Raw genomic sequence first — 18,462 nt, forward strand, 5'->3', positions numbered from 1 at the left:
AGTAAACAATTTTTGTAAAGTTCTCATAACGAGACTAGGGTGAGGCATATGAGCTAGTTAAATGTGAAAAGTTCATTGAAATGAAAGGAGAGGTTGAAATGGAAAATCAAAATAGTGTTATTCCGATAGTCACTGCAGCTGATGAAAATTATGCGCCATACCTTAGTGTCATGCTTACTTCAGTTGTTGAAAATAATCCAGAAAACCGTCCGCTTTGTTTTTATGTTATCGACGATGGGCTTTCTAAAACAAGTAAGCGTCATTTGGAAACGGTGATTAGCCGTAAGACAAATCACGCAACCATTCAATTTTTAACGATTGATAGAAATATCTATCAAGACTTTTTAGTTAGTGATCACATTACAACAACAGCATATTTACGCATTTCGTTACCGAAACTTTTAGCCGGAGGACCATACGATAAAATTTTATATTTAGATGCAGATGTATTATGTTTGGCAGATGTCGCTGAATTATATGATCAGCCCTTAAATGGTAATATCGTCGGTGCAGTAATTGATGTAGGTGAAGTAAACGGTTTAAAACGTTTAATCGGCGATGTCGATGGGTACTATTTTAATTCGGGTGTTTTATTGATTGATGTTATCCAATGGAATGCTCAGGCGATTACCGAAAAGACCATTGATTTTTTAACAATTTTTAATGATCGGATTGTCTATCATGATCAAGATGCACTGAATGCTGTTTTACACGGCAATTGGCAACCGCTTCATCCTAGATGGAATGCCCAAACAGCTTTAATTTTTAACAAATTTCCTGCCCCTGATAGCCATTATCAAACTTGGTATCAAGAATGTCACCTGCAGCCGGCCATTGTTCACTTTACTGGACACGATAAGCCATGGAATACCCTGGTTGGTCATCCTTACACGCAACAATATTTAACCCAGTTGGCTGACAACCAGATAAAGAAAGTAGGAAAGGTAAATGGATAAGCATGAGCGAGTTATTGTAGCTAGTACTAATTCAGATTTTGCCCCTCACTTAGCGGCATTATTTGTTTCAATTTTAGACCAAGTTCAGTCATCGAAGGATTTTTTTCATTTTTACGTGATTGATGATGAACTTGATTTTAACAGTCGTCAGTTGCTACGACTATCTGTAAAAAATTATTGCAACCATGCAACTGTGGATTTCATGAAAATTGATCCTAAGTTTTTCGAAAACGTAGTTGTGAGTGAGCGAATACCGAAAACAGCTTATTACCGGATTGCTATTCCCGAATTATTTCGTGGAACGGGCATCGAACTTATCCTTTATCTAGATTGTGACATGATCGTTTTAGATGATATTACGAAATTATGGCAGCTAAAATTAGATGATACGATTTTAGCGGCAGTAGAGGATGCTGGATTTCATAACCGTTTGGCAAAAATGCAAATTCCAACTTTGTCAGATCGTTATTTTAATTCTGGCTTTATGTTTATTAATATCAAACAATGGTTGAAAAACGAGGTGACAAGTAAAGTCTTGAATTTCATTAGTGAAAATCCTGAAAAATTACGGTTCCACGACCAAGATGCTTTAAATGCTATCTTACATGATCAATGGTTAATCTTACATCCTAGATGGAACGCCCAAGGTTATATTATGAATCAAGACGTGGTTCATCCGTTGGCGCAAGGTGAGCGGGAATATGAAGAAACAAGAAAGCATCCATCCATCATTCATTATTCTGGACATGTAAAACCATGGGACCAAGATTTCGATTGCTTTACGCAAAAATACTATAAAAAATACGCTAAAGAAACAGCTTTTCAATATTTAGAAACCCAAAGGAGCTTACCAAATGACTGAACCAAATTTAATTGATCCAAGAAAACGATATTATACTGATAAATTTACCGATCAAGAACAAGATACACCCGCTTTAGGTGAAAAGATGCAACCAAAACCAGATTGTGGTGAAGAAAGCTATCAAGGCAATCATGAATTAGAAAATCGACGGGTATTAATTACTGGTGGCGATTCTGGTATCGGTAGGGCAGCAGCGATTGCTTTTGCAAGAGAAGGTGCAGATATTGCTTTACAATTTTTACCAGGTGAAGAAAAAGATGCTGCAGAAGTAGCACAATATGTTGAAGCTGCCGGTCGTAAAATGGTTTTATTACCTGCAGACTTAAGAAATGAACAAGCGCCAGAAGAAATCGTCAGTCAAGCTGTTAATGAGCTAGGCGGATTAGATACTTTAGTGCTAAACGCTGGCCAACAAATTTCTCGGATGGAAATAAAAGACCTACCAATGCAACAGGTCAAAGATACTTATCAAGTTAATATTATTGCGATGTTTGCGATTGTTAAAGCGGCGGAAGCCTATATTCCAGCGGGTGGTGCAATTGTGACAACGACTTCTGTTCAAGCTTTTAATCCTAGTGAAAACCTATTGGATTATGCTTCAACTAAAGGTGCGATTGCTAACTTTACGGTTGGTTTAGCCAAACAATTGGCACCTAAAGGAATTCGCGTGAACGGCGTTGCTCCCGGTCCAATTTGGACACCATTACAATTAGATCAAGGACAACCAGCAGGCGCCTTGCCTGAGTTCGGTCAATCTAGTTTATTAGAACGCGCAGGACAACCAGTTGAGCTGGCTCCCGTATATGTATTTTTAGCTTCCAATAAAGCCAGCTATGTCACCGCTCAGATTTACGGTGTAACTGGTGGCGAGGCGATTAATTTATAGTAAAAAAGAAGCTGTCTCATCTATTTTTCAGATGGACAGCCTTTTTTATTTTAAAGCAGTTTTAATTAACTTTGCTTCTTTGACAGGGTTTTCTGCATTTAAGATGCCACTGCCGACAATGACGATATCTGGTTTTAAAGCAACATATTCAGCAATGGTTTGACTATTAATCCCACCAGCGACAGCAATTTTTGTATGTTTAGTATATTTTTTCATTTCGATTAAATCTTCTAATGGTGTTCGACCAGCGTGTTGTTGATCTGCACCGGTGTGAACGGCAATGATATCGACGCCGATTTTTTCTAATGTTGGAATTCGTTTGGCAAAACCAGTGACGCAAATCATATCTACCATGACTTTCCGTTTTTGTTTCTTAGCTTGCTCCACACAACCTTGGATAGTTAAATCATCAGTAATACCTAGCACAGTGACATATTCAGCCCCGGCATCATAAGCCAGTTCGGCTTCATAAGCGCCGGCATCCATAATTTTTGCATCACATAAAACTTCTAATTGCGGAAATTTTTGTTTGATTTGACGAACGGCTTCACGACCTGCATCAATTAAGAAGGGCGTACCTACCTCAACAATATCAATATATGGGGCTAACGATTCTAGTTGTTCCAAGGTTTCGTTTAAGTTTAATTCATCAATCGCAAGTTGTAATTTCATTTTTTTCTCCTATTCTAAATTGGCATGATTGGCAAAAGCTTTTGAAGTGTCGACGTGCTGCTCGCTAGCAAGTTCAACAATGAGGGCATCTCCTAAAAGCAAAACGGCTTCTTCAAACATACTGCCACCAGGTAAAATACCCATTTTGTTTTCTGCCGAAGATGGTAATTTATCAGTATATGCCGGAATTTTTACTAATATATCAGCTGTTTCCCCCAAACTAGATTCAGGGAAAATCGAGAAGACAGCAACCTGCCCTTGATATTCTTTGGCTTTTCGAGCTGTCTGTAAAATAGACTTGGTTTCGCCGGAAGCACTTGCTGCGATTAATAAATCTCCTGCTAAAAAGGCGGGTGTAGTAACTTCCCCAACAATATAAACTTGAAATCCGATATGCATTAAACGCATAGCAAAGGCTTGTAACATCAAGCGAGAACGACCTGCTCCAGTTAAAAAGATACGCTTACTGTGGCGAATGGCTTGCACTAGTTTAGTAACTTCAGTTTTATCAACCTTACTTAAAGTTTCGCTTAATTCTTTGGCTGCTTGTACAGCTATTTGAAAGCTTTCCATTTTTTATTCCCTCGTTTCCGTTAAATTTTTATAACTAGCAATAAACATATCTAATGAACCAGTAAGTTTTAACTGTGAAATACCATCTGGAATCAAGACGGTTTCACCTTTTATCACTGGTGTATTGTTAATTGTTCCTTCACCGTCAACAACAGTAATAAAAGCAAAACGAGCTAGATCATAAAAACCAAAATCTTTTACTTTTACACGACTTAAACCATATAAACCAGGTTCATCCCAATAATCAGTCACTTCACAATTAGATTTTAAATAAGGTTCATACCAAACAAAACCTTTTGATGTATCAGGAACTAAGACATTGTCTACAACTTTATCGATGTGTAATTCACGATGTTCTTTTGTATTAGGATCAATCCGATCATAATCAAATAAACGATAAGTTAAATCAGCATTGCGGGAAATATTGTAAGTTAGTACATCTCGACCAATAGCGTGTAATGTCCCAGCTGGAATATCAATAAAATAATCTTTTTTAGCTGGAAGATATTTTAATAATTTACCCCAATCATGAGCATCTGCTAAAGTTTTAAATTCTTCTCTAGTATGAGCGTGGTGACCAAATTCTATTTTTCCATCTTCTGGCGTATCTAAAATGACCCAAGCTTCTGGTTTGCCACGAGAATGATCATGAATCAATGCGTAAGCATCATCAGGATGCAGCTGAACAGATAAGTCAGCCAGTGGATCCAATAAATTTACGCGAATCGGCAATTGTTCAGTATCGCATTTGAACCAATCTGGATAAGCTCGATAAAGCTCTGACAAAGTGAGATCTGTTCCTTCAACTTTACAATCGGCCTCACCAGGAAGAGCCACCACATTATAAACTTCACCAATAGGATATAAATCCGTTTGATAATTGAAGTTTTTTAAGATGCGATCGCCACCCCAAATTCTTGGTTCGAAGAATGGTGAGATTTTATAAATTTGTTTTTCCAATTAAAACCAACTCCTTTAGTTTGTTTTATGTGATTAAACAAATTATAAACGCTGACAAGAAAAAATTCAAGCAAAAATTTGGTTTTATCGATAAATACCAATTGATAAGTTGGATATGCTATAATAAACAAAATGATTTCAAGGAGAAAACAAATGAAGTTAACCAGTGAAGAGCGTAAAAATAAAATTTTACATGAAGTAATTACCAAAGGAGAAATTAGTATCAATCAGCTAGCGGATGAATTGGGGGTAACGACGGAGACCATTCGTAAAGATGTTAGTTTTTTAGATGAAAAAAATTTAATTGAGAAGAAGCACGGTTTAGTAACAAAGGCCAATACTTTTTTTGAAAATGAATTTTCTGTTAAAGAAAATACCCAACTGCCAGAAAAAATTAAAGTGGCCGAAATGGCTTTAAATTTTATTCCAGAGAATGCGGCAATATTACTAGATACCAGCACCACCGTATTACAGCTGGCTAAATTATTAGTGATGAGAGATGATTTGACAATCGTTACTAACTCACTTCAAATCAGTCAAGTACTAGCGAATTCTGACAATCAAATTTTACTAACTGGCGGATTGTATCGAAAGAAAAGCAATTCGTATGTAGGAGATTGGGCAATCCAAGCTATTAAAGAAATGAATTTAGATGTGGCTTTTCTTGGCTGTGATGGATTCTCAGCGACAGGTCCAACCATTCGTTCTTATCAAGAATTGGAAATCAAAAAAATAATGGTGGAGCAAAGCAAAAAAAATATCGTTTTAGCAGATTCAGCAAAACTAAAGAATACTGGATTATATTCTTATGTCGATTATCAGAATTTAGATGTTGTCATTGTGGAAAGAAACTTGACTGAAGTAGAAAGACAGGCATTTCCTGAGGAATTATTTTTTTATACGAATTAAGATAAAAATAGACCAGCTGGAATAATCAAGTGTTGTTGATTGTTCCAGCTGATCTTAATCATTATTTAGTGAGTAAAAAATTGGAAAAATAAAATAACAACGGCTGGTATAAATGAAAATGCTGCATTGTAAATAAAATGCGCCATCAAACTAAACCAAATATTTTTCTTCCAATAGTAGAAAAGGGCAAACAAGAAACCGCCAGCCATTAAAGGTAAAGTATAAATAAGCTGACCTTGAAAGTTGTTAAAGTGCGCTAGTCCAAATAAAATGGAAGAAACAAACAACATGAGAATCGTCATAGTTTTTGAAGTTGTCCATTTGAAAAACAAGATGTGGCGAAAGACCAATTCTTCAGTAAAAGGTGCCATCATAGGGATTAATGCACCAATCAAAGTTGGCAAAACAGTCATGGTGAGTAAGTTGCCATGGATACTTGCTGGCTGCACTAGTCCTCGATCGACTTGCTGAATCACACCAAAAATAACTGCAAATAAGACACTCAACATAAAATTCTTGAATAGTTTTTCTTTGTATTGCTGCCAGCTGCTTTTCAAAAACGTCCGATTCAATAAAATCGCGGCTAAAAAGCCTAAAAAGAATATACCAAAAACAAAAAGTGGACCAGCTACTGGTAGTTTGATCAAGTCGGTTAAACTAAGTAACCAGCCAATAAATAACTCTAGTGGAATAATTAGTAGTGTCGCTAATTCTCTTTTTGATAAGGGCCTGTTCATCTGAAAGTCTCCTAGTTTTTCCTTCATTTTAACACTATCAGCTGATTATATTAAAAAATCTGATTGGTAGTTTTAACTGCTCTTTGATAAAATTTAAAGGAAATAATAGGCGAAGGAGGGGTAAAGTTGTTTAGAATTGGTGAGTTCTCTAAATTAACGCAAGTATCGATTCGAATGTTACGTTATTATGATGAGGTGGGATTATTAAAACCTGCCGCAATTGATCCAATAAATAACTATCGCTTATATGCTACTGAGCAAATACCCATGCTGAATCAAATTATATTTTTGCGGGATTTAGGGTTTAATGTAAAAGAAATTAGTACAGCCGTAAAAAAATGGCAGCCGGAAAATATTGCTAAACTTCTCGATCAAAAACAACTAATGCTTGAAAAACAACTATCACTAGAGCAAAAACGACTAACTAAACTAGCCATCGCCAAACAAGACTTAGTGAAAGAAAAAATCGAGCTTCATTCCAATATTACAATTAAATCTGTTCCTAGCTATCAAGTCTTGTCTTTAAGGAAAATAGTCAAAGATTATTTTCAGGAAGGATTACTCTGGAAAGAATTGGGTATGTTTGTCGAAGAACAAAAAATTTCACTGTCTAGCGGTGAGGAATCGTTAACGATTTATCATGACCCGGAATATAAAAATCAAGATGTTGATATGGAAATTTGTCTCGTTACTGATCAACTAATCGCATGCCCCGCACCGTTTAGTTGTCACCAAATAAAAGCAGTCCCTTTAATGGCTTCCTCAATGGTGTATGGTTCTTTCGAAAAAATAAATGATCTTTATTTGGCTTTTGCCGGTTGGCTGACGGAGCATCAACAATATCAAATGGGAAATCATAGCCGTCAAATCGTTCATCGCGGTCCTTGGAATGAAGAAAACCCCGACAATTATTTAATTGAAATTCAAATACCGATTCTAGAAAAATCCAGCAATTAAAATTGTTGGATTTATTATTGACCCTCACATGGTGTCAGACCCTAAACTGAAATTAATAAGAAGGGGGAATTTGAATGAAGAATTTTTCAGTAAAATCAATTGGTCAGGTGGTTAACGATCAAGAAGAGATAGCCATTCAATTGTCGGCAGAATATGCAGCAGGATTAAGTGGATTAAACGGCTTTAGTCATTTAGTGGTACTTTGGTGGCCCAATCAGATGGATTCTGACGAGGCGCGTAGCATGTTAGAAGTTCCTAAACCATATAAGAATGCACCAGATACGATGGGGATTTTTGCTACACGTTCACCAGTTCGTCCGAATCCGATTGCGATGACGGTTGTCGATATTTTATCTATCGATGAAACAACTGGACGGATTATCGTGCCCTATATTGATGCGTTTGATGGTACGCCAGTTTTAGATTTAAAGCCTTATACGCCAAGTGCCGATAAAGTGGAGCAGCCTGGTGTCCCAAAATGGAGTGCTCACTGGCCAGAAAATTATGAAAGCTCAGGCGATTTTGATTGGGAAAATGAATTCATGTTTTAGCAAAAAAACTGCTGACTCGTTTAAAATAGCGAGTCAGCAGTTTTTTTGGAAGGTTGCATAAAAAATTAGCGATAAGAATTGCCTAATTTGTACCCTTTACCCCAAGAAGTAGTGATTTGATATTCAAAAAATCCAGCTTCAACCAATTTTTTATTTACGTTTTTAATGATTCCTGATAACCGACTTTCCTTAGATTTTGTTAACTCACCACCCCAAATACTTTGAGCAAGTTCTTCCCGAGTCACGTATTCATCTTTTGATTGCCATAAAATATTGAAGACCGTTCGCTCTTGCGAAGACAAACTCGTATAAGTAAATTCTAGAAATTTATTTGGGTCATCATCTTGTAATGTTGCTGACGATTCTTGTTGAAAAGAACCCATTATTAAATTGTTTTTTTCTTTTAAAAATAATAAATCACGAATCGTTTCAAATGAGGTATCCTTAGAAATAAAGCCAAAAATACCAATGTGTTTCCATAACTGTTGCTCTTCGTCGTTCAGGGTTTGACTTGTCTTTCTAAAAACTAGTGCATCCTTAAATATTTCTTTCTGCTCCGATAGAATACTACGGACCTCTTCATTTGAGACTGTTTCGCTAAAAATAATCGCATCAAAGTAATCAAAAATACTTTTGACTGGCCAACTTTCTTCTAGACTCTTTAACAATTGGTTACTACTAAAAACTTCATGGCCCATGAAATTAAGCTGTTGGGAGAAAGATTGTTCAAACGACACGCTTTTTGTAAGTAATAAAATATTCATAAAAAATTTCCTTTCGTAAGTACAATCAACCATAATAGTCGAGTTTTGTAACTTTATTATTAGATTATACTGTATTTTAGCATTTATTATAAATGATTAGTATTGATTTTTGGTTTCAATAACCATCGTTATTGGTTATTGGGATTCAAAATAAACATTTTTTTATTAGAATGAGATTTTTTTGGGGCTTCTATATGCTATATGGAAAGAATAAAATTGGCAAACCATATCAGTGAATAATACCGGAGTATAAGAATTAATTAATATTTCTCTAATGGATACCGTAAAAATATTTTACCATCAATGCTAAATGACGTGATTGAACGTTTATCAATCTTTGTTCATATATTTTTATATTTAATTAATTAATATTTTTATTACATGATGTATTTTTTCGTCTAATTATTATGTTGCAGGAAGATAGGAGTGAAATAGTAGAAGAGAAAATGATTAAAACAATAAAATTAAAGGACAAAAAAACACTTCAACAAAGAGCGTTGAAGTGTTTTTTAGAATTCTAATGAATACAAAGGTTGTTAAAGCGTTTATTATTCTGCGATACCGTAGAAACCAACAGCTTCATCAGCCCAGCCTTCACGGACAAGACCATTCTTTTCAGATTCAGATTTTGTATAATGGTGAGAACCTGGTCCGGTAGCATTTGGATTGAATACACGGTAGATAGAGTATTTAGCATCTTTTTCTGTACTAGAGTAGAAGCCGATTCCTTCATCGTTCCAACCTGCAGCAACAACTCCTGCAAATTCAGTAGCGTCTTTCGTATAGAAATGTTCGCCAGAGTTAGGGTTGTAAGCACGGTAAACTGTATCACCTTGAGAAGGAGATACCCAAGCAATACCTTCATCGTTCCATCCAGCAGCGATTACGCCATCAAACTCGCCTTTATCTATGGTGTATAAATGTTCACCAGAGTTAGGGTTGTAAGCACGGTATAATGGTACTTTAGTAATTTTAGTACCAGGCATTGTTGCTGTAGCAGCATCGCTGATGTTACCAGCTTTATCTGTTGCTTTTACTGTTAATACACTACCTGCATCAACTTTTAAGTCTTTGAATGAAACGCGACCAGTTGTTTTACCGTCAACAGTTCCAGGAACAGCGCTTGAAGTTGCAACAGTTTTATTATCTTTATCAGTAACTGTAACGATTGAACCAGATTCAGCAGTTACGTCAAATGAATAGCCAGCTTTTTCAGTACCAGTAACAGTGCCAACGATTGGTGCATTTGGAGCAACAATATCAGCGAAAGTAATTGGCACAGTGTTATTGCCTTGTTTTTCAAAGATATCAAATGAAATAATTTCTGGTTCGTCAACAGCACCAGTGAAATCAACAGTTAAACCATTAGGAGCGTTTGTTTTAAACCAATTTTCATCAGTATTCATTGCAACTGGGAAAGTTACGCTTGATGATTTCAAGACTGCTGCATCACCAATCAATTTAACGAAATCAGCAACTGCGTTAGCACCAGTAGGTAATAAACCTAACACACCATTTGCAAGTTTCTTAATTGGTTCAAAGATAGTGTTAATAATAATTGTCATAATTGGGAAACTAGGATTGTTCACTTGGAATGCATTAATTGCATTTTGTAATGCAGTAACAAGATCATTGATTTTGTTTGCAATAAAGCGAACTGTTGCATCATCAAATTGTGCAGATAATACTCTGCCATCTTGAGAAACACCAATAGCTGATGATGTTGCAGCAACATCAAGGTTACGTAATTGACCAATTGCGTCCATTGCATTGTAAACTTCTTCAGCATTTACACTCCAACCAAGAATACTTTGATCGTCAATTAATTGCATAAGGGCTCTTAATTTTTCATCAGTTGTATTCAAGAATTGGTCGATTAACGGGATATTTTCAGACAAATCCAGCCCCATTTGTACTGTAACTCCTGCATCACCTGTTGCACTTACTAAACCTGCTAATTGAGAAGGAACTTGAATTTTTGCTGTTTTGTTCCCTTTCAAAATTAATTGGAACTCTGCTAATGATGAGTTTTGCACTGTGAAGTTACCAGTGTGTGAACCAAAACTAGCAATGGTTGGGAAATCAGTTGAGAAATCTGTTTTCTCGTTAATGTTCCCATTAATTACTGCTGCCTCTGCCATAATTGTATGGGTACTCAAGACAGGCACGGCAGTAGCAACGCCGAAAGTTAAACTGGCAACCGCCACTACACCTAACTTAAACGCCTTTTTTTCTTTGATATTCATTCTATACCTCCGTAATCTTTAATGTGCAAGCTGTTATTCGTTAACTTAGTTTAAGCAAAATACAGCCAATAAGATAACTCAATATAATCTTTAAAGATATATTAAATTAATCTTTGCAAATATATGTTAACATTAAGGAGTTTTTTTGTCTATATTTTTTATGAAAAAAGAAAAAAAACTAGAAATGTATGAATTATGAATATATTAAACAGTGTAAAAAAATAATTTTTAGTAGATAACTATACGAATTTGAAAGGATAGAGTTATAAAAATTATAAATACATAATTTGTGATATTAATATGTAAAGAGAACTGTCTGGAGGGTTTATTGAGAAACCATAATTATTCACTAAATTAAAGAGGAATAAATTATTATTAATGCTTCTTTATCAAATCGAAATTATCTTATCTTGAAAAAATATCAAAAAAAAGGAAACTAACTAATATATTTTTTTCGATAATATTTATTGAAATTTGTTAATAAATATGATTAATATATATTATGATAATACATTTATAAAATAGGAGAGAAAATGATGGCTAATATTTTGATTTTAAGTAAAAATTTTGAGACTGAGAGACCGATGGAGCAAGCATTACAATTGTTGGGGCATGAGGTTTTTTGTTCTGTTTCATTAACATTGAACAATTATGAAAAGTTTCTAGAACAATCAGGTAGTGATTTTTTAAAATATTTTCCAATAGTTATTTTTAGTGAAACTTTATCAGATGATGAAGTGGCTTATGCGATTCAAAAAACAGCTTTCCAACGTAAGTATTTTATGCGTAAATCCGACCAAATGATTAAGCAACAAATTCATGGTAGAGAAATTTTAAATATTCAAACTAACTTTACATTGGAAGGACTCCGACTATTGTTAGAAGAAGTTGTTAAATCAAAAGAAATGAGTAGTGAAGTGAGCACTGATATTATTTCTGACTTGAATTTAAGCAAAACGGAAAGAAAAACACTAGACTATTTAATCGAAAATGAAGGAGTAGTAGTAGAAAGAAAATTACTATGTACAGTCTTGTGGAATGAAGTCAGTGCTTCTCGTTTGTCCGAATTATCAAATATTACAACTCGAATTAAATATAAATTAAAAAATAAGTTTGGTGAGAATATACACTTGCAAACTGTATGGGGAAAAGGTTATTTATGGAAGAATTCTGATGATTAATTATGTTATTTATATAAAATGACGAAGAAAAAAAGCAATTAGTATCGAAAAGGTACTAATTGCTTTTTTTAATTAGACAGCACTACCGGCGTAGAAGCCTGCACGAATCGCATCACCGATTTTTCCGATTTTTTGACTGTCACCAACCACGCGAGTTTTCGTGTGGTATTTTTCTTTGATACCATTAACGGTATTTAACAAAGGTCTCATCCCGAAAGCATTTAAGACGGTGTCGGCATAAATTTTTTCAGTTGAGCCATCTGCTTTTTCAACAATGACACCATCTTCTTCAATTGATTGAACGACAGTTTTTGTTAGCATGGTAACATTGTTAGCATTTAAAGCGTTCAGCAATGAAATGCGGTTGATAAACATCGCATCTTGAGTGACTTCATCTTTCATTTCGATGATGGTAACATTTTTACCCATTTCATTTGCCATTTCCAATGCGCCGTCACAACCAGTTGAACCACCACCACAAACGATAATATTATCACCTTTGATTAATGATTCGTCACGATGAGCCGCAACCATAGTTTCAACGATGGGTAAATCAATTCCAGGAATGTTTGGCACGATTGGTTCGGCACCACAACCAACAAAAATTTGATCGCATTCAGCTAAAATAGCATCGTCTGATGAAACAAAAGTATTTAATTGCACATCGACGCCTAATTTAGTTAATTGTGTTTCATACCAATCACTTAATAATTGGATATTATTTTTAAATTTCGCAGTAGCAACATCCCGCATAATACCCCCAAGGCGATGACTTGCTTCATATAAAGTCACTTTATGACCACGAGTGGCAGCCACACGAGCTGCTTCCATACCAGAAGCCCCGCCACCGATAACCACGATATTTTTGACTTCATTGGCTTGTTCTAGTTTGAAACGTCTTTCTTCCATCGCTTGAATATTCACAGAACAACTTAATTTCGTATGGTTGTTCCAAATTCTTCCGATGCAATTTTCGTTACAACGAATACACGGTCGAACATCTTCTCTATGTCCAGCTAATAATTTATTAGGTAAATCTGGATCAGCAATCAAGCCACGACCAATCATAGCAAAATCAATATTTCCTGATTCAATGATTTCAACTGCTGATTCAGGATTATGAGTACCGGCATTTAATAGTGGAACATTAACGGCTTGGCGTGTTGCTTCGTTAACATAAGACATACAAGATTCCCCTAGATAAGATGGTGGGAAAATATAATCTAGTGTTTCATAGCAACCAGCATCAATGTCAAACGCATCAACGCCTTCTTCTTCTAAAAGTTGAATCAATGGAATCGAATCTTCCAACGTCCGGCCACCTTCAAAACGATGGTCCAGTGAAATACGGAATAAAATCGGTAGTTGATTACCCACAGCTTTACGAATCGCTTGCACAATTTCTCTTGGGAAACGGGCAAAGTTTTCTGGTGAACCACCATATTCATCGGTTCGTTTGTTCCAAACAGGTGACATGAATTGATCAACTAAATAACCAGCATGGGCATGAATTTCAATCGCATCAAAACCAGCATCTTTTGCTAAACCAGCCGCAAAAGTAAAACCGTCCATCACATCTTGAATATCCTGTTTTGTCATCGCGCGACAAGGAACATTCGGGTCAAAAGCAGAGGGAATTGCTGAAGCGGACATTGGCGGGCGACCTAAAGTATCAGGAAAGGCATTCCGTCCAGTTCCACAAGTAATTTGACAGACCACTTTGGTTCCATAGCGATGAACTGAATCAACTAAAGATGTTAAAGCCGGTAACACGCTAAAAGAATCCAGCGTTCCTTCCATTGAACCTTGGGCAATTTCTTCATTCAAAGGCTGGCAACCTAAAATAATCATGCCGGCGCCACCTTTTGCTCTTTCTACAAAGTAATCAATTTCTTGTTCATCTTTTCGTCCGTTAATAAATGCGGAGTTGGTTCCCATCGGTGACATGACAATGCGATTTTTAACTTCCATATTTCCAATTTTAAATGGGGTAAATAATGCATCATAGTTCATTTTTTTCATCCTTTCAAACTAATTTTCAGCAAATGGTGTTGCATAGTAACGGTAAACATCATATTGAATCACAATCGGGTCATTCGTGAAATCTACCCGACCGATGCCAAAACAAGCATAATGATTACACCAATCATAGCGTTCATCATCAGTATCTAAAACCGGCATCGGTTGTGTGCCCATCACAGCAGGGAATTTTCCGTTAGCATAATCTGCCGCTGCTTCTTCTGACCCTAAATCAATCCGTCCTTTGTAAAACATGTTGATATGGGCACCATCATCTGTTTCAATCATGGTGCGACAATCTACATCAACAATGCCATTGGGATAAACGGTTGACCAATCTGCACCGACTGGTAAAATTTTCCCTTGGATTTTCGGTCCCCAAACTTTTCCACCAGCGATTGTTCCAGTGACACGGGTACCGCCTGTTGGCAATTTTTGGATAAACATGTCTGCATTTACATCAATTGATTAAGTGAATAAATGCTCAATCTTAAATTTGTTTAATTCAAAGTTTTCCATAAGTGTCGACTCCTTTTATTTAATTATTGTGAAAATGATAACATGCAGACGAACTAAAACCATCGGCAAAATAAATGATTTTTCCGGTACTTTATCGTCAAAAATGCCAATAGATGATAAAATTAATTAAATAAAATTTCAGGAGAGAGCAAGATGGCGCGATACAGTGAAAAAAGTTTAACGCAGTATACCAATCAAATGATTGAAAATATTGCCAAAGGTTCGACAATTGAAGAATTGATTGATTATACGTATCAAACTTTTCGCCTGCCGTTGATTGTTGCGGATCCAGGCTATCGTTGGATTACTTCAGCAGGAGACCAAAAAGTCACAGATCCTTTTTGGCAACAAATTATTGAGCATGGAGAACCTACCGACCACACTATTATGGCTTATTATATTGAAGAGGGTTTGATGCAAGCGATTACTGGTTCGCGACAGGCAATCAATATTAATTGGGGTGTCTGTAAAGACTATCCGCAAACTAGCGGACCAATTTATATTGATGACAACTTAGAAGGTTTTGTTAGTGTGTTGTTTATGGAAGAAAAATTGCTAAGATTTTCTTTGCGATTGAATGATTTATTGTGTCGGTTTTGTACGATTTTGATGCGTTCTAAAAACTTTCGTCTAAAACATGCTATCAATCCTGTGAAAGAATTATTGGCGCAAAAATTTTTTGATACAGCCAATTATCCGCAAATTAACAAACTAACAGAATATGTCGATACGTTACGCTTAACACCGCAATATTGTATTGTAGTTTTAGCAGAAAAAAATCAGGAAGAACAGATTCTGTCTCATATTAAAAGCAGGATTGTCAAAGACGGTAGCAATGTTTTATTTTTAGTGAAAAAACATCGTTTATATATACTTTTTCACCATTTGCAACTAGTAGAATTTGAAGAAAATTTATTGAGTATTGTCCACCAGTACAATCTTTATTGCGGGACCAGTGATGTTTTCACAGATTTGAATCAACGGAGGAAATATATTCAACAAGCGGAATTGGCTTTTGAAACGGCAGCAATTTTAAACAGGAATCGAGAATGTACTTATTTTTCAAAATCATTGCCAGAAATTTTATTATTACAGCCTTTGGAGAAATATTCCTGGGAAGGTATCGTTCCCACTTCGTTAAGGAAGCTTTTTTCTTATGATCATGCCCATGAAACAGAATTAGTTAAAACACTAGAAATTTATTTATACCAGCGAAATGATATTAATCAAACTGCTAAAGAGCTACATATTCATCGTAATACATTAATTTATCGTTTAAATAAAATTCGTGACATTACGCAAACTGAAATTGATGATTCAGAAATGGCTTGGGTTTTTCAATTAGTATTGCAAGCCCAGAAAATGTTTCAGACTAAAAAATAAAGGAGCCTTAAAAATGAAAAAAACGATCAGATTGAAGATTCCTCAATGGCAAGGTGGCAACAAGCCTACTTATGCTTTCGGTTCACAATTACTTGCTTGGTTGGCACCGAAAAATTTAGAGCAGGAAGAATTCACAATTGCAATCCCGACCGCTAGTGACGATACTGAATTAGAAAAAAAGAATGGTGTTGTAGCACAACCTACTTTATTGAAAAATTTAGCGACTGTTACTGAAAAAATCATAACTGAAAAACCTGATAAAATTATTACTCTAGGCGGTGATTGCTTAGTTTCGCAGGCACCTTTTGATTATTTGCATGGAAAACATGGAGAAAAATTAGGTATTATTTGGATAGATTCTCATCCAGATATTTCGACACCAGAAATTTATTATCACGAACATGCGATGGTTTTAGGAAATTTATTAGGTCATGGAGATCAGTTGTTCGCGGAAAAAGTTCAACATCCATATGGAATAAAAGATATTTTATTTGTTGGTTTACAAGAACCGACAGCGGATGAAAAAGTCATTTTGGCAGAATTGAATTTGCCTTATCAGGTTCAAAAAGAGCAGTGTCTACAGCCTGAAAAAATTCGCGAATGGATTAAACAGAATAATTTCACCAAAACAGTGGTCCACTTTGATTTAGATGTGTTGGATCCAGCAATCTTTAAATCATTGTATTTTACTGAGCCGGGTGTTAGTGAATTTCCTTCTGAGTCAGGAAAAATGAGTTTAAAAGAAGTTGGCGAGACGATGGCAGCCATCCAACAAGAAAGCGAGATTGTCGGATTAACTATTGCAGAATATTTGCCATGGGATGCGGAGAACTTAAAAAAACTTTTACAAAGCTTTGACATTTTTTCGTAAATAATTATAAATAAGTCGCAACTATCTATAAATGTTAGTCGCGGCTTTTTTGCTCATGTATTATAATAAAATAGAAGACTATTGATTGGAGAAAGCGAATGAAAGAACGGGACAGTTATTTTGATAATGCAAAGTTTATGTTAATGGTACTAGTTGTCTTTGGGCATTTGATTCAACCGTTTATTGGAGACGACGGATTTGTTCACGACATGTACTATACAATGTTTACTTTTCATATGCCGGCTTTTATTTTGATCTCTGGTTTCTTTTCGAAAAATTATCGCCGCCCAGGTTATTTATGGAAAAGCTTTAAAACTTTTATTGTCACTTATTTGGTTTTTCAAATAATTTACTCGTTATATTACTGGCTCTTTGGCAATGCCGGTTCCTTTAATGTTAATTTCACCGTTCCTCACTGGTCATTGTGGTTTTTAGTTTCGATGTTCTTTTGGAATGCTTTATTATTTTTATTTGGTCGTTTAAAACCGCCGATTGGACTTAGTTTGAGCTTTTTAATCGCATTGATTGCTGGTTACTTGCCATTTATTAACCGCGAGTTAACTATGCAGCGGACATTGGTATTTTTTCCTTTCTTTTTATTAGGCTATTATCTTTCACCAAAAGCCTTTAAGAAGGTACAAAATAACTCAGCCAGGATAAAAGCTGCGATTGGGCTTGTCTTCGTTTTTTGCTTTATTTATGTTAATGAAAGTATCAATAAATATTGGCTCTTCGGTTCAAAACCTTATGAAGATTTTCTTTCTTTTCCAGAGTTAGGCGCGCTTGTTCGCGGAATAGTTTTACTGCTGGGAGTGATTGGCATTTTTAGTTTTCTAAGTTTTGTTCCAACGAAAAAAACATTTTTCACAGATTTAGGACGTCATACCTTTAATGTTTATTTATTACATGGTTTTATCGTTAGAATTTTTCGTTCTTTTGATTTTGGAGGGCTGCAAATTAATTTTATTGGCTTGTTGTTTATTTTAATTTTTAGTTTTGGCATTACCTTGTTGCTGGGAAGTCAGCCAGTTGCTGAAGGAATGGATTATATTCGTCAAGTGCCGCGAAATGTTTATCAGAGATATCAAAGGGGAAGAGGGAATTAAATGGAGTTGACAGCATTAAATAATATTGGGAAAGAAATGTCTCGTAAGTTGCAACAAATCGGTGTTCAAACAGCCGAAGATCTACAACAGATGGGTAGTAAAGAAGCCTTTGTCCGACTGAAGATGGCCTTTCCAGAAGTTTGTTTAGTTCATTTATATACTTTGCAAGGTGCGATTGACGGGACCGACTACAATCAATTGTCAGAAGAGCTGAAAGCGGAATTGAAAGGTTTTAGTGATGGCTTGAAATAAATTTAACAATACTAGCCAATCTATCAAGAGTGGAGCAATCCACTCTTTTTTTGTTATC

General features: G+C 35.6%; 19 protein-coding genes. 11 read left to right on the forward strand and 8 right to left on the reverse strand.

Going from position 1 to position 18,462, the window contains the following annotated elements:
• The first annotated feature begins 98 nt into the window (after window positions 1-98).
• From ACVWNY_RS00400 to ACVWNY_RS00410, 3 genes are read left to right on the forward strand one after another with little or no spacing between them, the layout of a single operon-like run.
• Window positions 99-956 carry a glycosyltransferase family 8 protein gene (locus ACVWNY_RS00400; RefSeq protein WP_454071497.1) on the forward strand — a complete coding sequence of 286 codons (858 nt, stop codon included), beginning with the start codon at window positions 99-101 and terminating at the stop codon, window positions 954-956.
• Window positions 949-1,818, forward strand: coding sequence for a glycosyltransferase family 8 protein (locus ACVWNY_RS00405; protein WP_454071498.1), 870 nt, complete (start codon window positions 949-951; stop codon window positions 1,816-1,818). Before ACVWNY_RS00400 ends, ACVWNY_RS00405 begins: the two co-directional genes overlap by 8 nt.
• Window positions 1,811-2,704 (forward strand): SDR family oxidoreductase, encoded by an 894-nt coding sequence (locus tag ACVWNY_RS00410; RefSeq protein ID WP_454071499.1) that lies wholly within the window; start codon window positions 1,811-1,813, stop codon window positions 2,702-2,704. The genes ACVWNY_RS00405 and ACVWNY_RS00410 overlap by 8 nt, the downstream gene beginning before the upstream one ends.
• Before the next feature lie 45 nt (window positions 2,705-2,749).
• On the opposite strand, the gene hxlA is transcribed toward ACVWNY_RS00410, so the two are convergent.
• The 3 genes from hxlA to ACVWNY_RS00425 are packed head-to-tail and all read right to left on the reverse strand — an operon-like array spanning window position 2,750 to window position 4,909.
• A complete protein-coding gene (hxlA, locus tag ACVWNY_RS00415; RefSeq protein WP_454071500.1) occupies window positions 2,750-3,376 on the reverse strand; it encodes a 3-hexulose-6-phosphate synthase in 627 nt (208 codons plus the stop codon).
• A 9-nt stretch (window positions 3,377-3,385) separates the two neighbouring features.
• Window positions 3,386-3,949: a 6-phospho-3-hexuloisomerase gene (hxlB, locus tag ACVWNY_RS00420; RefSeq protein WP_454071501.1), complete on the reverse strand. Its 564-nt coding sequence runs from the start codon at window positions 3,947-3,949 to the stop codon at window positions 3,386-3,388.
• Between the two features lie 3 nt (window positions 3,950-3,952).
• Window positions 3,953-4,909 (reverse strand): class I mannose-6-phosphate isomerase, encoded by a 957-nt coding sequence (locus ACVWNY_RS00425; RefSeq protein WP_454071502.1) that lies wholly within the window; start codon window positions 4,907-4,909, stop codon window positions 3,953-3,955.
• A 153-nt stretch (window positions 4,910-5,062) separates the two neighbouring features.
• On the opposite strand from ACVWNY_RS00425, the gene ACVWNY_RS00430 reads away from it, so the two are divergent.
• On the forward strand, window positions 5,063-5,818 hold the full coding sequence (locus ACVWNY_RS00430) for a DeoR/GlpR family DNA-binding transcription regulator (protein ID WP_454071503.1): 756 nt from the start codon (window positions 5,063-5,065) through the stop codon (window positions 5,816-5,818).
• Window positions 5,819-5,883: 65 nt separating this feature from the next.
• Here the strand turns inward: ACVWNY_RS00430 and ACVWNY_RS00435 are convergent, their stop codons facing one another.
• Window positions 5,884-6,555 (reverse strand): CPBP family intramembrane glutamic endopeptidase, encoded by a 672-nt coding sequence (locus ACVWNY_RS00435; protein ID WP_454071504.1) that lies wholly within the window; start codon window positions 6,553-6,555, stop codon window positions 5,884-5,886.
• A gap of 126 nt (window positions 6,556-6,681) precedes the next feature.
• Between ACVWNY_RS00435 and ACVWNY_RS00440 the strand changes: the two genes are divergently transcribed.
• Both ACVWNY_RS00440 and tsaA read left to right on the forward strand, forming a co-directional pair.
• Window positions 6,682-7,512, forward strand: a complete 831-nt coding sequence (locus ACVWNY_RS00440) for a MerR family transcriptional regulator (RefSeq protein WP_454071505.1) — start codon at window positions 6,682-6,684, stop codon at window positions 7,510-7,512.
• Between the two features lie 74 nt (window positions 7,513-7,586).
• Entirely contained in the window at window positions 7,587-8,063 is a 477-nt protein-coding gene (gene tsaA, locus ACVWNY_RS00445) for a tRNA (N6-threonylcarbamoyladenosine(37)-N6)-methyltransferase TrmO (protein WP_454071506.1), read from the forward strand.
• A 65-nt stretch (window positions 8,064-8,128) separates the two neighbouring features.
• Here tsaA and ACVWNY_RS00450 read toward each other — a convergent pair whose 3' ends face one another.
• Entirely contained in the window at window positions 8,129-8,827 is a 699-nt protein-coding gene (locus ACVWNY_RS00450) for a helix-turn-helix domain-containing protein (RefSeq protein ID WP_218327102.1), read from the reverse strand.
• A gap of 548 nt (window positions 8,828-9,375) precedes the next feature.
• Window positions 9,376-11,073: an adhesive domain-containing protein gene (locus ACVWNY_RS00455; RefSeq protein ID WP_218327101.1), complete on the reverse strand. Its 1,698-nt coding sequence runs from the start codon at window positions 11,071-11,073 to the stop codon at window positions 9,376-9,378.
• A gap of 536 nt (window positions 11,074-11,609) precedes the next feature.
• On the opposite strand from ACVWNY_RS00455, the gene ACVWNY_RS00460 reads away from it, so the two are divergent.
• On the forward strand, window positions 11,610-12,254 hold the full coding sequence (locus ACVWNY_RS00460) for a winged helix-turn-helix domain-containing protein (RefSeq protein WP_218327100.1): 645 nt from the start codon (window positions 11,610-11,612) through the stop codon (window positions 12,252-12,254).
• 72 nt (window positions 12,255-12,326) lie between these two features.
• On the opposite strand, the gene ACVWNY_RS00465 is transcribed toward ACVWNY_RS00460, so the two are convergent.
• Entirely contained in the window at window positions 12,327-14,267 is a 1,941-nt protein-coding gene (locus tag ACVWNY_RS00465; protein ID WP_454071507.1) for an NAD(P)/FAD-dependent oxidoreductase, read from the reverse strand.
• Window positions 14,268-14,285: 18 nt separating this feature from the next.
• The gene (locus ACVWNY_RS00470) at window positions 14,286-14,738 is read right to left on the reverse strand and encodes a DUF3237 domain-containing protein (protein ID WP_454071843.1); all 453 of its coding nucleotides are present in this window, start codon (window positions 14,736-14,738) and stop codon (window positions 14,286-14,288) included.
• 207 nt (window positions 14,739-14,945) lie between these two features.
• Here ACVWNY_RS00470 and ACVWNY_RS00475 point away from each other — a divergent pair, with 207 nt between their 5' ends.
• The 4 genes from ACVWNY_RS00475 to ACVWNY_RS00490 all read left to right on the forward strand — a co-directional run bounded on the left by ACVWNY_RS00475 (window position 14,946) and on the right by ACVWNY_RS00490 (window position 18,404).
• On the forward strand, window positions 14,946-16,175 hold the full coding sequence (locus ACVWNY_RS00475; protein WP_454071508.1) for a PucR family transcriptional regulator: 1,230 nt from the start codon (window positions 14,946-14,948) through the stop codon (window positions 16,173-16,175).
• Between the two features lie 13 nt (window positions 16,176-16,188).
• Window positions 16,189-17,046, forward strand: coding sequence for an arginase family protein (locus ACVWNY_RS00480; protein WP_454071509.1), 858 nt, complete (start codon window positions 16,189-16,191; stop codon window positions 17,044-17,046).
• 98 nt (window positions 17,047-17,144) lie between these two features.
• The gene (locus tag ACVWNY_RS00485; RefSeq protein ID WP_218327095.1) at window positions 17,145-18,152 is read left to right on the forward strand and encodes an acyltransferase family protein; all 1,008 of its coding nucleotides are present in this window, start codon (window positions 17,145-17,147) and stop codon (window positions 18,150-18,152) included.
• Window positions 18,153-18,404, forward strand: coding sequence for a TfoX/Sxy family DNA transformation protein (locus ACVWNY_RS00490; RefSeq protein ID WP_454071510.1), 252 nt, complete (start codon window positions 18,153-18,155; stop codon window positions 18,402-18,404).
• Window positions 18,405-18,462 lie beyond the last annotated feature (58 nt).

Source organism: Enterococcus sp. JNUCC 77 (assembly GCF_054819945.1).

Excerpts from the sequence above, each read along its gene's own strand:
- ACVWNY_RS00465 (WP_454071507.1), bottom strand. The coding sequence starts at position 14,267 with ATGAACTATGATGCATTATTTACCCCATTTAAAATTGGAAATATGGAA.
- ACVWNY_RS00485 (WP_218327095.1), top strand. The coding sequence starts at position 17,145 with ATGAAAGAACGGGACAGTTATTTTGATAATGCAAAGTTTATGTTAATG.
- hxlB (WP_454071501.1), bottom strand. The coding sequence starts at position 3,949 with ATGGAAAGCTTTCAAATAGCTGTACAAGCAGCCAAAGAATTAAGCGAA.
- tsaA (WP_454071506.1), top strand. The coding sequence starts at position 7,587 with ATGAAGAATTTTTCAGTAAAATCAATTGGTCAGGTGGTTAACGATCAA.
- hxlA (WP_454071500.1), bottom strand. The coding sequence starts at position 3,376 with ATGAAATTACAACTTGCGATTGATGAATTAAACTTAAACGAAACCTTG.
- ACVWNY_RS00400 (WP_454071497.1), top strand. The coding sequence starts at position 99 with ATGGAAAATCAAAATAGTGTTATTCCGATAGTCACTGCAGCTGATGAA.
- ACVWNY_RS00405 (WP_454071498.1), top strand. The coding sequence starts at position 949 with ATGGATAAGCATGAGCGAGTTATTGTAGCTAGTACTAATTCAGATTTT.
- ACVWNY_RS00430 (WP_454071503.1), top strand. The coding sequence starts at position 5,063 with ATGAAGTTAACCAGTGAAGAGCGTAAAAATAAAATTTTACATGAAGTA.
- ACVWNY_RS00490 (WP_454071510.1), top strand. The coding sequence starts at position 18,153 with ATGGAGTTGACAGCATTAAATAATATTGGGAAAGAAATGTCTCGTAAG.
- ACVWNY_RS00460 (WP_218327100.1), top strand. The coding sequence starts at position 11,610 with ATGGCTAATATTTTGATTTTAAGTAAAAATTTTGAGACTGAGAGACCG.
- ACVWNY_RS00410 (WP_454071499.1), top strand. The coding sequence starts at position 1,811 with ATGACTGAACCAAATTTAATTGATCCAAGAAAACGATATTATACTGAT.
- ACVWNY_RS00480 (WP_454071509.1), top strand. The coding sequence starts at position 16,189 with ATGAAAAAAACGATCAGATTGAAGATTCCTCAATGGCAAGGTGGCAAC.
- ACVWNY_RS00455 (WP_218327101.1), bottom strand. The coding sequence starts at position 11,073 with ATGAATATCAAAGAAAAAAAGGCGTTTAAGTTAGGTGTAGTGGCGGTT.
- ACVWNY_RS00450 (WP_218327102.1), bottom strand. The coding sequence starts at position 8,827 with ATGAATATTTTATTACTTACAAAAAGCGTGTCGTTTGAACAATCTTTC.
- ACVWNY_RS00475 (WP_454071508.1), top strand. The coding sequence starts at position 14,946 with ATGGCGCGATACAGTGAAAAAAGTTTAACGCAGTATACCAATCAAATG.
- ACVWNY_RS00435 (WP_454071504.1), bottom strand. The coding sequence starts at position 6,555 with ATGAACAGGCCCTTATCAAAAAGAGAATTAGCGACACTACTAATTATT.